Origin of the sequence: Pseudomonas aestuarii (assembly GCF_027988105.1) — a bacterium.
Taxonomy (GTDB): domain Bacteria; phylum Pseudomonadota; class Gammaproteobacteria; order Pseudomonadales; family Pseudomonadaceae; genus Aquipseudomonas; species Aquipseudomonas aestuarii.
On the sequence record NZ_JAQJZJ010000001.1, the window covers coordinates 593,465 to 606,622 of the forward strand.

The window sequence follows — 13,158 nt, forward strand, 5'->3', positions numbered from 1 at the left end:
ATAGCAGGTGTTTGAGCATGCCGCGCCTGGTCGCACGGTCGAGACCTGGGCTTGTGAGGGGGCGAGCCGAATACCGGCGAGCGCCGGCGTTTTTGCCCCGCGAGCGGGGCAAAAACGGGGGTTAGGCGCTCAGGCGTTGGCTGACTTCGCTGAGTTGACTGGATAGCGCATTGAGGTTCTGGCTGGCGGCTTCGGTGCGCTGGACATTTTCCTGGTTGGTGGTGGCGATTGCGGTGATCTCGGTGAGGTTGCGCGAGATATCTTCGGCCACCGAGGTCTGCTCCTCGGCGGCCGTGGCGATCTGCCGATTCATGTCGCGGATCGCTTCCACCGCCTGGGTGATGCGCTGCAGCATGACGCCGGCTTCGGTCACCTGTTCGACGCCTTCGTCACTGCGACTCTGGCCACTCTCGATGGCGCGCACGGCATTCACCGCGCCGTTTTGCACCGTATCGATGATCTGGTGGATCTCGGCGGTGGATTCGGCGGTGCGCTGGGCCAGGGTGCGCACTTCATCGGCGACCACGGCGAAGCCACGCCCGGCTTCGCCTGCGCGAGCGGCCTCGATGGCGGCGTTGAGGGCGAGCAGGTTGGTCTGCTCGGCAATGCCGCGGATCACTTCGAGGACCTTGCCGATACGGCCGCTGTCAGTTTCCAGGCGACGGAGCACCTCGGCGGTGTTGGCAATCTCGCCGCGCATCGCGGTGATGGACGTGATCGTCGACTGCATGACCTGTCCGCCCTGTTGCGCGGAGCGGTCGGCGTCGTCCGCCGCGTTTGCGGCTTCGGCAGCGTGACGTGCTACTTCCTGGGCGGTGGCGGACATCTGGTGCATCGCCGTGGCCACCTGGTCGGTGCGCGAGAATTGATCGCGGGTGCCTTGGGCCATCAGGGTCGCGATGGTGTTCAGGTCGCCGCTGGCGCTATCCAGATTGGCGGTGCTGCGCTGCAGGCGGGCGAAGGTGTCGGCGAGAAAATCGCGCAAGGTGTTGGCGGCCACGGCCAGGTGGCCGAGCTCGTCGTGACGGCGGCTATCGACCGGCTGGCCGAAGTTGCCGTGGCTGAGCTGGGTAATGTACTCGATCAGCTCGCGAATCGGGTTGACCAGGCTGCGGTTGACCAGCCACAGGCTGAACAATCCGACCGCCAGGCTGGACAGCAGCATCAGTGCCAAACCGATCTGCAGGGTGCGATCGGCGGCGGCGCTGATCGTCGCCGCCTGGGTCAGGCCTTGCTCGCCAAGTTGTTGCACCAATGCGCTCATCTGCTCGCTGGCCGCCCGGTCGATGCCTTTGACTGCGGCATCGCCCGCGACCGGGTCGGCACCCGCCGCGACAAAGGCGTCATAGCCCTGGCGGTAGGCACGTCCCATGCTCTGGTGTTCGTTGCGCAGTTGCCCGACTTGGCCTGTCAATCCGGCAATCTGCTGGCGCTCGGCGACCTCCAGCAGTTGCCCCAGCAGATCCTGAACCGTATTTTCCTGAGCCTGGAAGCGTCCCCAGTATTTATCCAGGTCGGCCGGGTTCTTGCCGCGCAACAGTACGTTCTTCCACTCCTGAACCTGGGTTTTGAATTCAAGGTTGGCGCTGTCCACCAGCCGGGAGGCGTGCAGAGGTCCGTTGATCAGCCCGCGGTAAGCGTCAATGCCATTGGAGAGGAAGCTGAAGCTGGCCAGTGCGACCAGCAGAACCAGCAGCAGGCTGCTACCCAGGAGGGTGAGGATCTGGGCGCGTAGTGATTTTTTTAACATGCTCTAAGCCTTGTCGTGCCAAAGAAGTCAGGGTCCGGGCTGTCAGGATATCGAGGCGATGTGACTGGCATGTGCGGTAAACGCGGCGCGGATTCTGTTAGTCAGGTGTCGGCATCGCGCGGCTATTCTTGAGCGCCAGCCGCGTCTGATTTCGGGTGCTGATCAAAGCCGCCGGTTAAGTCAGGCGCAGGTGGTTATCCCACAGGCCTGCCGGCAGTTGCAGCGGCTGAGTCAGAATGCGCTCGCCGCGACAATCGTAGTGGCGACAGCGGCCAATGCCCGCGCTGACCACAAAGCCCTCGGGCACCGCGCCGACCCCGGCGCAGTCGGGTAGTGCTGCGTCCAGGCGCAGCTCGGCACTGTCCAGATCCCAGATGAATACCCGGTTGCCGCGCGGCGCGGTCAGGGCCAGAAGGCGCAGCTCGTTGTTGATCGCCAGGCTGGCGGTGTATTGGTTCATTTCCAGGCGCTGCGCCTCGGCCAGGGGGAAGGGCTGGAAGGCTTGCCCGGGGCGCTTGATCGCCAGCAGTGGCGCCGCGTCGCCGGGGTCGCCCATGTATTGCTGGCCGCTGACCACCGTGCCGTCGCTGGCGACGGCGAGGTGACGCACGCTGTTCTTGCGTTCTGGCAGCTGCTCCTTGCTGAGCAGGGTGCCGTCGCGCTGGAGCAGGACCAGGCTGGACTCCATGGTGTCGAGGTTCATTTCCACCCGACTGTCGGCTTCGGTGCGGATACCGCCGTTGGCCACCACCAGGGTTTCGCCATCGGCCAGCCAGAGCAGTTGGTGCGGGCCCAGGCCGTGACTCGAGAGTTCGCCAGTGCGTTGCAGCTGCAGAGCCTGCAGGCGATAGACGCCAATCACCCCGCGGCCGGGATCGCTGGTGTCGTTCTCGGTGGTGTACAGCCACTCACCGTCTTTGTGGAATACCGCATGGCCGAAGAAGTGCCGTTGTGCCGGTGTGTGCAGGGTTTGCAACAGGCGGCCGTCGCGGGTATCGATCAGGTAGCTCTGGGGGCTGGGCCGGCGGCCGACGAACAGTGCCAGCGGCAGGCAGGGGTGTGGCACCACATCGTGACAGCGCTCGCTGACCTGGGTGGCGAATGCCTGGCTGCCGTCCAGGCGATAGCCCACTGCAAAGTGTTTGCCGGCGGCATCGTTGCGCGCCGACAGCAGCAGTGGCTGCGCGCCGTTATCGCTCAGGGTCCAGCCGGCGAAGGCGCCGGCAGCTGCAGCGGTGACGGCCAGGGTAGCGCCGGTCAGGCCGAGAAAGGCTCTGCGCTTCATCAGGGGCATCTCCTAGTCGCCATCGTGGGAGTTGAAACCCATCTGGATACCGAGGGCTTTCGCCAGCTCGGTTTCATGCAGGCGGTGCAAGGCGTTGAGGCTGTCGTACAGTGCGTTCAGCTCGCTACGCCCGGCCGGGTCGGCGAGCAGTTCGCCGAGTGGGCGTTGCAGGGCGGCCAGGCGTTGGCGGGTATCGCTGTAGGCGGCGTCGATGCGTTGCTGCAGGGGCGACTGATCAGCGCTCAGCAGGGCTTGCACGCCGTCCTGCTCGGCACCGCGCCAGATGCGTTCGGCGCTGGCCAGGCCGGCTGCCAGGTTAGCCAGGCTGGCCTTGCTGCGCCACGCCTCGGCCTGATACGGCTGCGGCTGGCCTTTGCTCTGTCGGCCGAGGGGGGTGCCGAGTTTCTTTTTCAGGCCATCGATGGCGTTGACCTGGGTGCGCAGCAGCTCGGCTACGGCTTCGGCAGGCTCGGCGTAGCGCTCGTTGGGAAAGCCGTGCAGTTGCGCGGCCATGCCGTCCTCGGCTTGCCAGCGATCGAGTACGTCAGCGGCCAGGGCTTGCTGGTGTTGACCGATGGCGACCAAGAGTGGGCAGTAGCGGGCCTTCTGTTCGGCGTTGCCGAGGTCGATGGCCGAGTCGTACATCAGGTATTCGTAAGCGGTCAGGCCTTGGACCACCACGCTGGATTTATCCAGGTCGGCGGGCGTCAGCTTGGGTTTGTTCTTGAGCAGTGCTTCGACCTGGCGCGCCACCAGATTCTTCTTGTCCGGCCAGAACTGTACCTGCCAGGCACGGTTGCCCTCGGCCAGCGGGCCGATCAGCAGCGGCTGCAGGCTGGCCCAGGCACTTTGCGCCGTGAGGAAGGCCTGGCGGGCCTCGCTCAGGGTTTGCTGGTCGGCGCAGAAGGCCCGGCCGCTGCTGGCCAACTGGCTATTGGCCTCGCTCCAGCTGCCGTAGGCCGGCAGCAGTACGCCGTTGGCCAGGGCGCTGCTGACACCCTGCTGCGGATCTGCGGGTGAGCAGGCGGCGAGGGCCAGGCTGAGCAAGGCGAGGGTGAGGGGCGAACGGATCATGCACAGCTCCTTAGTGAGTGTTTACACAGTACTGCGCTTGGCCCTGCTGCGTTGCAATCAGCCCGGCCAGCGCTCGCTACTTGTGCAAACACCCTCTTACAGCGAATTCAAGAAAGCCAGCAGCGCGGCACGCTGCTGGGCGGAAAAGGTCAGTACTTGCTGCTTGGCCGTCTCGGCTTCGCCGCCGTGCCAGGCTATCGCCTCCAGCAGGTTGCGCGCACGGCCGTCGTGGAGGTACTGCGTATGGCCGCTTACCCTTGCTGTGAGGCCTATGCCCCATAGCGGCGGGGTGCGCCATTCTTGCCCAGTGGCGAGAAACTCGCGACGGTTATCCGCCAAACCTTCCCCCATGTCGTGTAGCAGCAGGTCGGTGTAGGGGCGAATCAGCTGGTTGGCCAACTCCGGCTCGGCAGCATCGCCGGCGGTGGTGAATTGTGGACTGTGGCAGCGCTGACAACCCGCCTGGTGGAACAGGCTCTTGCCCTCGAGTACCGCAGGCGCCTCGACATCGCGCCGCGCCGGCACCCCCAGGTTGCGGCTGTAGAACAGCACACTGGCGAGAATGCTGTCGCTGACGTCCGGTTCGCCGCCGTTGTTGGCGCTGCGGCAGTCGCTTTGCGCTGGCATGCAGTCGTCGGCGGCCAGCAATGAACTGGTCAGGCCCATGTCGCCGGCGAAGGCGTGGGCATTCTGCTGGTTGAGTGTTGGTTGCCCGGCCTTCCAGCCGAAGCGACCGAGTACGGTTTGCTCCAGGGCATCGTCCCACACCCGGTTGGCGCGCCCGGAGATGCCGTCACCATTGCTGTCGTCCGGGTCGGCATTGGCCAGGATTGCCGCCTCGGGGATGGCTTCGAGCAAGCCCAGGCCGATCATCGGCGGGGCGATGCGGGCGGAGAAGCGGGTGTCGGCATGCAGCGGGCCGTAACCGAGCTGGCTGATCTCCAGTTGCGGCTGGCGCAGCTCGATGGCGCTGCCATCGGCCAGGTACAGGCTGTGCAGGTTGTAGCTGACCCGCACTTTGCCCTCGGGGGCGACGCCGGGATTGGCCATGTCTTGCAGTTGACCGCCGTAGGTCGGTTCGGCCAGAACGCCCAAGCGCTTGATGATTTCGGCGTGCTGGTTGCCCGCCGGTAGCGAGAGGCGCACCAGCATGGAGACGGCGCTAACGGCATCCGGCGCCGGGGGGTGACCGCGGCCGTCCTTGATGTGGCAGTTCTGGCAGGCGTTGGTGTTGAACAGCGGCCCCAGGCCGTCGCGCGCGGTGGTGGTCGCCGGGGCTGTCACCCAGGGATTGCGGAAAAAGCTGTTGCCGACGCTGAAGTCCAGGCGGCGCGAGGGCGACAGGTTGGCCGAGGGCATGGAGAAGGCATTCTGCCCGTGTTGGAACACGGTGGCATTGCCGGCCGACAGCGCTTCCGCTGGTTCGGCCTGGGTAAAGCGGGGTGACTGATCACAGCCTGCCAGGCCGAGGAAAAGGCCTAGGAGCAGGTGAGGGAGCGGGGCTCGCATCGACGGGAGTCCATGGCAGGAAAATCAGGCAGGCAAGCTTAGCAGGCTGCCAGAGATTAAATAAGACGGATTTGCGTTAGCGTTGGTGGCGAAAAGTCGCAGGCCGAACGACCCGGGTGATCGTGCGATCGCCCGGGCCGTCTGATAGACCTAGAAGCTGTGGTCGGCAGTGTCCGGGTTGAGATCGTCGAGGCCCAGCTTGCCCGCGACCTGCTCGATCGAGGCGGTCTGCTTGACCAGGGTGCCGATGGCGTCGCGCACGATCTGCTGGCCGGCGGTGTTGTCGGCCGCGATCAGTTGATCAAAGTGCTGGCCGTTGCTGGCGCTGTCGACCAGGGCCTGCAACTTGGCTTCGGTCGTTGCGAGGTCGGCCTTGAGCGTGCTGTCGGCCTGGACGTCGATCTTGGCCACCAGCGCGGACAGGCTCGGGCCGGTCAGGGTTGTGCCGTCGCTCTTGAGGTATTCGCCCAGGTAAACGTTACGAATGCCTTTGCCATCGTAGAAGTGCGAGTTGTGGGTGTTATCGCTGAAGCAGTCTTGCTCGTCTTCGGTGGAGTTGGCTTCCAGGGCGACCTTCATGCGCTCACCCGCCAGTTCGCCCAGGGACAGGCTGCCCATGCCGAAGAGCATCTTGCGTAGGCCGCTCTCGGCCGATTCGGCAAGCAGGCTGGCGCGGTAGTTGTCCGCGACGCCGGCCTGCCATTGCTCGACCATCTCGTCCAGGTCGCTGACCAGCAGGTCGCTGGCCGCCTTGATGAAGGCGCGGCGGCGCTCGTTGCTGCCACCAGTGGCACCTTCGCCGACCACGAAGTCGGTGGCTGGGCGTTCGCCGGCACCCGGGTTGCTGCCATTCAGATCCTGGCCCCAGAGCATGAACTCGATGGCGTGGTAGCCGGTGGCGACGTTGGCTTCGGAACCGCCCAGTTCGTTCAGGCTGGCGAGCAGTTGCGGGGTGATCGTCGTGACGTCGAGCATGTCCTCACCAACCTGGATCTGTGTGTTGGCGATGATGTTGGCAGTGGCGCCCGGGTTGCCCAGGGCCGACTGGTAGTCGGCCGCCACGTAATCGATCAGACCTTCGTCCAGCGGCCAGGCATTGAGCTGGCCTTCCCAGTCGTCGACCACGGCATTGCCGAAGCGGAAGACTTCGGACTGCATGTAGGGCACCCGTGCAGCCAGCCAGGCATCGCGGGCGGCTTGCAGGGTGGCGTCAGTCGGGTTGGCGAGCAGCGCGTCGATCGCGGTCTGCAGCGCCTTGCCGGTGCTGGCCGCGTCGCTGAAGACAGCCAGGGCCAGGTCGGCATAGTGGCTGACCACGGCGCCGGCAGCGACTTCGTCGAAGTGGTTGGCCGCGGCTACCGGGGTGCTGGCGACAGCTGCTGGAGCATGGCTGCCAGGTGCCTTGTCTTCGCCGCAGCCGGCGAGGGAGATAGCGATGGCCAGCAAGCCGGCGGAAGCCAGGGGCATACGAATCATGACGAAATCCTTTGCATAGAGATGAGAGCTGTACGCGGATGCGTACGCAAAGCTGCACCATAATGCGAAAGATTTGCATTATGCGCAAAGGGTTATTGCGATTAAATCGCATAAACTCGTGCGCAGCATCTCTGTCTGGGCAGGCCGATGCCGTTAGAATGCCAGCATCCCTCGCAGTCATGGCCGCCGTTATGGAGCAAGCCGCATGAGTCTAACCACCGTTGCCGTCCTCGTGATCCTGCTACTTATCGCCGCCTACGCGGTGATTCTCTACAACGCCCTGGTGCGTTTGAAGCACGGCCTGAGCAAGGCCTGGGCGAATATCGATGTGTTGCTCAAGCAACGCCACGAAGAGCTGCCCAAGCTGGTGGAAACCTGCAAGCAGTACATGCAGTACGAGGGCCGTACCCTGGAGCGGGTGATTGCCGCGCGCAACGCCGTCGCCAGCGCCCGCGAGCAGCATGATCTTGCTGCCCTGGGCAAGGCCGAGAGTGGTCTGCGTGTTGGTCTCGGCCAGCTGTTTGCACTGGCCGAGAACTACCCGCAATTGAAGGCCAATGACAGTTTTCAGCACCTGCAGCTGCGCATCAGCGGCCTGGAGAACGGCATCGCCGACCGCCGTGAGCTGTATAACGAGGCGGTCAACCTGAACAATGTGCGCATCGAGCAGTTTCCCGACGTATTGATCGCCCGGGGCTTTGCCTTCAAGGCGGGCGAGTTGCTGGAGTTCAGCGATGCGCAGAAGGCTGACGTCGATCTCAAGTCGCTGTTCAGTTAAGCCGTGGAGTTCGAAGGGCTGTTGCTCAGCCTGCTGTTCAGCGGCGGCACGACTCTCGGTGGCGCCTGGTGGAGCCTGAAGCGCTGGTCCCAGGCACGCCATCTACTGGACACGCCGACCTCGAAGGTCCGCTCGGCAGCCCAAGGCTATGCCGAATTCTATGGCGTGCTGGCCGAGTCGGCCGAGGCGCAGCTGCGTGCGCCACTGACCGGAAAAGCCTGCCTGTGGTGGCGGTTCAAGATCGAGGAGTACCAGTCCAGCGGCAAGAAACGCAGTTGGCGGGTGGTCGAGAGTGCTAGCAGCGAAGCCTGGCTGCGCTTGAACGATGGCACCGGCGACTGCCTGATCGATCCGTGCGGCGCCGAGGTGCGTCCGGCAATCCGCGAAGTCTGGCAAGGCAACCTGCGCCACCCGATGGTGTCAGCCACGCGTGGGGTGCTCGGCTGGCTGGGCAGCGGCAAGCGTTATCGCTACAGCGAGGAGCGCTTGCAGGTCGGCCAGCCACTGTACGCCATCGGCGATTTTCGCAGCAGTGGCGGCGGTCGCCAGGCCCGTGATCTGGAGGCGGCGCAGAGTGCGGTGATCCGTGAGTGGAAGGGCGAATTCAGCGGCCTGTTGCAGCGTTTCGACAGTGACCGCAACGGTCAGCTGGACGAGCAGGAGTGGAGCCGCGTGCGTCTGGCCGCGCAACTGGAGGCCGAAGACCGGCACCATCAGGAGAGTGCGCAGCCGGCGCAGCACCATCTGGGCAAGCCTGCCGAGTCGCGGCCGTTCATCCTGGCCAATGCCGGCGAAGACGAACTGGCGCGGCATTTCTATTGGCAGGCGGCCGGCGCCGCCGCGCTCTGCCTGGTTGGCGCTTTGGCGACGGCCTGGTTGCTTGGGGTGAGGGTGCTCTAGCAGGCCTGCACCTGCCGCGGACCGCTACGCTGGGCCAAGGCGGATCGTCGCTCGGCCCAGCCTAGAGCCCGTGTCTACAGGGTGGCCGGGGTGGTGACGGCCTGGTTGAGGCGCCGGGACTGCTTGAGAAAGAGCAGCAGTTCGCGGGCCGGCAGCGGTTTGCTGTAGAAGTAGCCCTGACCTTCGTTGCAGCCCTGGGCAATGATATAGGTCTCTTGCTCGAGCGTTTCCACGCCCTCGGCGATCACCTGCATGCCCAGGCTCTTGCCGAGCTGGATGATGGCCCGCACGATGGTGGCGTCGTCTTCGTCGTCGAGCAGGTCCTGGACGAAGCTCTTGTCGATCTTGATCTTGTCCAGCGGCAGGCTTTTCAGGTAACTCAGCGAGGAGTAGCCGGTGCCGAAGTCGTCAATCGCGATCAGGGCACCGGAGCGGCGCAGGCTCAGCAGGTGCTGGGCGGCGGTGGTGATGTCTTCCATCAGGCCGGTTTCGGTGACTTCCAGTTCCAGGCTGCGCGGTGGCAGGCGATAGACTTGCATCAGGTTGTTGACCACCCGCGGCAGTTCGGCGTGATGCAACTGCACGGTGGACAGGTTGATCGCCATGCGCAGCTCGCTGAAGCCCTGATCGTGCCATTCGCGCAGTTGCCGGCAGGCCTGGTCGAGAACCCATTCGCCGATTGCGATGATGGTGCCATTCTGCTCGGCCAGCGGGATGAACAGGTCCGGTGGCACCAGGCCGTGCTGCGGATGTTGCCAGCGCAGCAGCGCCTCGACCCCGACTATGCGGTGATCGCGGTAGTCCACCTGGGGTTGATACACCATGAACAGTTGGTTGAGGGCCAGGGCTTCGCGCAGGTCCTTCTCCAGCTCGCGGCGGCGGCGCATTTCGCTGTCGACGCTGGCAATATAAAACTGGTAGCGATTGCGTGAGCGGCTCTTGGCCAGGGTCATGGTCTGTTCGGCTTTCTGCAGCAGCTTCTCGGTGCTGTCGCCGTCTTCCGGGAACAGGGTGATGCCGATGGTGGCGCGCAGGCGCACTTCCTGCTGGTCGAGCATGAAAGGACGCTCCAGGTCGTCGAGGATGCTTTGCGCCAGCTCGGCGGCCTCATAGGGCTGCTCGATGTCGGCTTGCACCAGGGCGAACTGGTCACCACCCAGGCGGGCCAGGGCGCCGAGGCGACCGCTGTGGCTGCGCAGGCGGTCGGACAGCGCCAGAAGTAACTGGTCGCCGGTCTGGTAGCTGAACTGTTCGTTGATGCCCTTGAAATCGTCCAGGCCGACGCAGAGTATGGCAACCCGGCGCTGCAGGCGGCCGGCATCATGGAGGATCTGGTCGAGTTGCTGTTGCAGTTGCTGGCGGTTCGGCAGGCCAGTGAGGAAGTCGTACTGGGCCATGCGCAGCAGGCTGTTTTCCGCTTCGCGGCGCAGGTGAGTGTTGCGCTCGATGGATGAGAGCAACTGATTGGCCGTGTTGATCCACAGGCCCAGTTCGTTTTTCTCGTTGCCGGCAAGCATCGGCAGCTTGTGTGCGCTGGGTCGATCCGGGTTGATCTGGCTGAGGTGCTCGATGATTTTCGACAGGGGTTTGGTCAACAGCCAGTGGTAGACCAGGTACAGCACCAGGCCCATGGCCAGCGCGCGGAGCACCCCGGCAATGAAGATGACCACCGAGCTGGTGATGAAACTCTCGCCGTAGCGCGCGGTGTCGAGGGTAATGCTGAGGTCGCCGTAATACTCGCTGTAGGGGCCGCGGCCCACCAGCTTGGTGGTGAAGTTCTGTTCCTGGCCGAGGATCGGGTCGGTCAGCCAGCGGGTGGGCAGTGGCGTCAGGTCGCGGGATTTTTCCGCAAGCATTGGTTCGTTGGGATGGCCGATGGACGCCAGCCGGACCGACTCATGCTGGAACAGGCCTTCGATGACCTGCATGCCCATTTCGCGATCCAGGCTGTAAACCGCCTGGGTCGAGGGGTCGCGAAACATGCCGAGAATGCGCTGGGCATCGTTGGTCACCGCCTGACGGGTCTTGTACGCATCGAAGACAATCTGCGCGCAGCTCAATACTACCCCAACGGCAAGCGCCGAAAGCAGCACTACACGTAGCAGCTTCAGAGACAGGCTGTGCTTGAGTTCCAGCTTCAAATGGCGGTTCCTTGTTCGATGCCAGAGGCGTCAGACCGCTGTGAGTATTAGCAAACTAGCGGTTGCCGTCAAAGGGCCATTACATCAATACCCAGCAGTTTATCGGGTGAACCGCGCTGGCACGGTTGCGCCATAGTGTTTGCAGTCTCTCCAGTATGTCGGTGCGCAGGGCAGAATACTTGAGCGGTATCTGCTGATTTGTTGCACAGACCACTGCTCCGCATGTCGAGTCCGGCTTGGATCCTGCTCTTGTAGTAAGGGCGAGGTGCGGGCGGCACGGCCATCGGCTCTCGCGGGGGGGCACCCTGGAAAGTAAAAGCCCGGCGCGAAGCCGGGCTTTTTTGCTACTGGCGTGGACCCTGAGGACCAGCCAATGGCAGGTCTCAGGCGGCGTAGTTGTTGGCTACGAAGTCCCAGTTGACCAGGTTCCAGAACGCTTCGACATACTTCGGCCGCATGTTGCGGTAGTCGATGTAGTAGGCGTGTTCCCAAACGTCGCAGGTCAGCAGCGGGGTGTCGCCGCTGGTCAGCGGGTTGCCGGCGCCGATGGTGCTGGCCAGGGCCAGGGAACCGTCGGCTTTCTTCACCAGCCAGCCCCAGCCGGAACCGAAGGTGCCGATGGATACTTTGCTGAACTCTTCTTTGAACTTGTCGAAGGAACCGAAGGCCGCGTTGATTGCGTCGGCCAGGGCGCCGGTCGGTTGACCGCCACCGTTGGGCTTCATGCAGTTCCAGTAGAACGTGTGGTTCCAGACTTGAGCGGCGTTGTTGAAGATGCCGCCCGAAGAGGTCTTGACGATCTCTTCCAGGGTTTTGCCTTCGAACTCGGTGCCAGGCACCAGGTTGTTCAGGTTCACGACATAGGTGTTGTGGTGCTTGTCGTGGTGGTATTCCAGGGTTTCCTGGGAAATATGCGGCTGCAGAGCGTCATGTGCGTACGGCAGTGGCGGCAATTCGAAAGCCATGGTTGATCTCCTCATCAGGTCAGGTCAGGTGCGGTGTTCGCGAGGCCGATCACGGGCGGCCATATTGCGGCGGGTGTTATCTCTTTGCGCCGCGAACCCAGAATCATAGCACTGGGTCCGCGGCTTAACCACGCGGGAACTGTGTGGGAAACCCGTCTGGAACAGCTCGCCCGGGCTTGTCGGACACCTGACTCAGGCAGTGGCGGGAGCGGCCAGCAACTGCCAGGCGATGGCAAACATCATCAAGGCTACGGCCAGATCGATCAGGCGCCAGGTTAGCGGTCGTGCCAGTTGCGGGGCCAGCCAGGCGGCGCCGAGCGCAAGGCTGAGGAACCAGATCAGCGAGGCACTGGCAGCGCCCATGGCGTAGGCCCCGGGCACAGGTTGCTGGGCGCCGAGCGAGCCGATCAACAGCACGGTGTCGAGATACACATGGGGGTTGAGCAGGGTCACCGCCAGTGTCGCCAGCAGCACGGTGCGCAGCGAACTGGGGGTGGCCTCTGCCGCTTGCTCGAGCCCCTGCGGCCGGCAAGCGCGCAGCAGGGCCTGAGCGCCATACCAGAGCAGGAAGGCTGCGCCGCCCCAGCGGGCAACAGCCAGCAGCAGTGGGTTCTGCGCCAGCAGCGCAGCCAGGCCGAATACGCCGGCGGTCACCAGCAGGGCATCGCAGGCCACGCAGAGCAAGGCCACCGGCAGGTGATGTTCGCGGCGCAGGCTTTGCGCCAGGACGAAGGCATTTTGCGCGCCGAGGGCGATGATCAGGCCGGCGGCGACCAACAAGCCATTGCTGTAGCTCTGCCACATGGCGCTCACTCCCCTTGTTCGGCCAACTGGCGCAGCCGTGCTTGGGCACGGGGGCCATCGGCGGCGGCCACGAACAGGTGATCGTGGTAATAACCGGCGATCACGTTGCAGCTGATCCCGGCCTCGGCCAGGGCGCTGGCTACCGCTGCGGTGAGGCCCACCGCGCTGAGCGCCGAATGCACCTCGAGGGTCAGCCACGCGGCCACGTAGTCGAAGCTCAGGCCCAGTTGCTCGGCCTGCTGGCGCGGCAGGATCACGGTCAGCCCCTCGCGTTCGTGGAAGCTGCCGAGCGGCTGAAGCCCCTGCAGCTGGGTGCGATCCTGCAGGCAGCAGAACACGTAGTCGCCGGCATTCAGCACCGGTTGCATGCTGCGTAGCAGGGTAGGGAGCGCGGTCTCGCCGGTCATGGTGAAGTCTCTGGTCAGTGGTTTGGGTGTGGCCAGTCTGTGGGGTTCGCCTGTATAAGAAAAAGCAAT

11 protein-coding genes are annotated in these 13,158 nt (G+C 64.2%); 2 read left to right on the forward strand and 9 right to left on the reverse strand.

Going from position 1 to position 13,158, the window contains the following annotated elements; genetic code table 11:
* Positions 1–121: 121 nt before the first annotated feature.
* From PH586_RS02705 to PH586_RS02725, 5 genes are all read right to left on the reverse strand, one after another.
* Positions 122–1,750 carry a methyl-accepting chemotaxis protein gene (locus PH586_RS02705; protein ID WP_271346220.1) on the reverse strand — a complete coding sequence of 543 codons (1,629 nt, stop codon included), beginning with the start codon at positions 1,748–1,750 and terminating at the stop codon, positions 122–124.
* Between the two features lie 175 nt (positions 1,751–1,925).
* Complete coding sequence (locus tag PH586_RS02710; protein ID WP_271346221.1) at positions 1,926–3,035, reverse strand: DUF1513 domain-containing protein; 1,110 nt, start codon at positions 3,033–3,035, stop codon at positions 1,926–1,928.
* A 12-nt stretch (positions 3,036–3,047) separates the two neighbouring features.
* A complete protein-coding gene (locus tag PH586_RS02715; RefSeq protein WP_271346222.1) occupies positions 3,048–4,109 on the reverse strand; it encodes an imelysin family protein in 1,062 nt (353 codons plus the stop codon).
* A 96-nt stretch (positions 4,110–4,205) separates the two neighbouring features.
* Positions 4,206–5,618: a di-heme oxidoreductase family protein gene (locus PH586_RS02720; RefSeq protein ID WP_271346223.1), complete on the reverse strand. Its 1,413-nt coding sequence runs from the start codon at positions 5,616–5,618 to the stop codon at positions 4,206–4,208.
* 150 nt (positions 5,619–5,768) lie between these two features.
* Complete coding sequence (locus PH586_RS02725) at positions 5,769–7,094, reverse strand: imelysin family protein (protein WP_271346224.1); 1,326 nt, start codon at positions 7,092–7,094, stop codon at positions 5,769–5,771.
* 205 nt (positions 7,095–7,299) lie between these two features.
* Between PH586_RS02725 and PH586_RS02730 the strand changes: the two genes are divergently transcribed.
* Together PH586_RS02730 and PH586_RS02735 are read left to right on the forward strand one after the other, a co-directional pair.
* On the forward strand, positions 7,300–7,872 hold the full coding sequence (locus PH586_RS02730; RefSeq protein ID WP_271346225.1) for a LemA family protein: 573 nt from the start codon (positions 7,300–7,302) through the stop codon (positions 7,870–7,872).
* Positions 7,873–7,875: 3 nt separating this feature from the next.
* Positions 7,876–8,772 (forward strand): GIDE domain-containing protein, encoded by an 897-nt coding sequence (locus tag PH586_RS02735; RefSeq protein ID WP_271346226.1) that lies wholly within the window; start codon positions 7,876–7,878, stop codon positions 8,770–8,772.
* A gap of 74 nt (positions 8,773–8,846) precedes the next feature.
* Here the strand turns inward: PH586_RS02735 and PH586_RS02740 are convergent, their stop codons facing one another.
* From PH586_RS02740 to PH586_RS02755, 4 genes are all read right to left on the reverse strand, one after another.
* Positions 8,847–10,913 (reverse strand): putative bifunctional diguanylate cyclase/phosphodiesterase, encoded by a 2,067-nt coding sequence (locus PH586_RS02740; protein ID WP_271346227.1) that lies wholly within the window; start codon positions 10,911–10,913, stop codon positions 8,847–8,849.
* Positions 10,914–11,296: 383 nt separating this feature from the next.
* Positions 11,297–11,878 (reverse strand): superoxide dismutase, encoded by a 582-nt coding sequence (locus tag PH586_RS02745; protein WP_238039871.1) that lies wholly within the window; start codon positions 11,876–11,878, stop codon positions 11,297–11,299.
* 192 nt (positions 11,879–12,070) lie between these two features.
* Positions 12,071–12,682 (reverse strand): LysE/ArgO family amino acid transporter, encoded by a 612-nt coding sequence (locus tag PH586_RS02750; RefSeq protein ID WP_271346228.1) that lies wholly within the window; start codon positions 12,680–12,682, stop codon positions 12,071–12,073.
* Between the two features lie 5 nt (positions 12,683–12,687).
* Positions 12,688–13,089 (reverse strand): ACT domain-containing protein, encoded by a 402-nt coding sequence (locus tag PH586_RS02755; protein ID WP_271346229.1) that lies wholly within the window; start codon positions 13,087–13,089, stop codon positions 12,688–12,690.
* Positions 13,090–13,158 lie beyond the last annotated feature (69 nt).

Bases quoted from the DNA above. Each gene is read 5' to 3' on its own strand.
- PH586_RS02705 (WP_271346220.1), bottom strand. From the start codon at position 1,750: ATGTTAAAAAAATCACTACGCGCCCAGATCCTCACCCTCCTGGGTAGC.
- PH586_RS02710 (WP_271346221.1), bottom strand. From the start codon at position 3,035: ATGAAGCGCAGAGCCTTTCTCGGCCTGACCGGCGCTACCCTGGCCGTC.
- PH586_RS02715 (WP_271346222.1), bottom strand. From the start codon at position 4,109: ATGATCCGTTCGCCCCTCACCCTCGCCTTGCTCAGCCTGGCCCTCGCC.
- PH586_RS02720 (WP_271346223.1), bottom strand. From the start codon at position 5,618: ATGCGAGCCCCGCTCCCTCACCTGCTCCTAGGCCTTTTCCTCGGCCTG.
- PH586_RS02725 (WP_271346224.1), bottom strand. From the start codon at position 7,094: ATGATTCGTATGCCCCTGGCTTCCGCCGGCTTGCTGGCCATCGCTATC.
- PH586_RS02730 (WP_271346225.1), top strand. From the start codon at position 7,300: ATGAGTCTAACCACCGTTGCCGTCCTCGTGATCCTGCTACTTATCGCC.
- PH586_RS02745 (WP_238039871.1), bottom strand. From the start codon at position 11,878: ATGGCTTTCGAATTGCCGCCACTGCCGTACGCACATGACGCTCTGCAG.
- PH586_RS02750 (WP_271346228.1), bottom strand. From the start codon at position 12,682: ATGTGGCAGAGCTACAGCAATGGCTTGTTGGTCGCCGCCGGCCTGATC.
- PH586_RS02755 (WP_271346229.1), bottom strand. From the start codon at position 13,089: ATGACCGGCGAGACCGCGCTCCCTACCCTGCTACGCAGCATGCAACCG.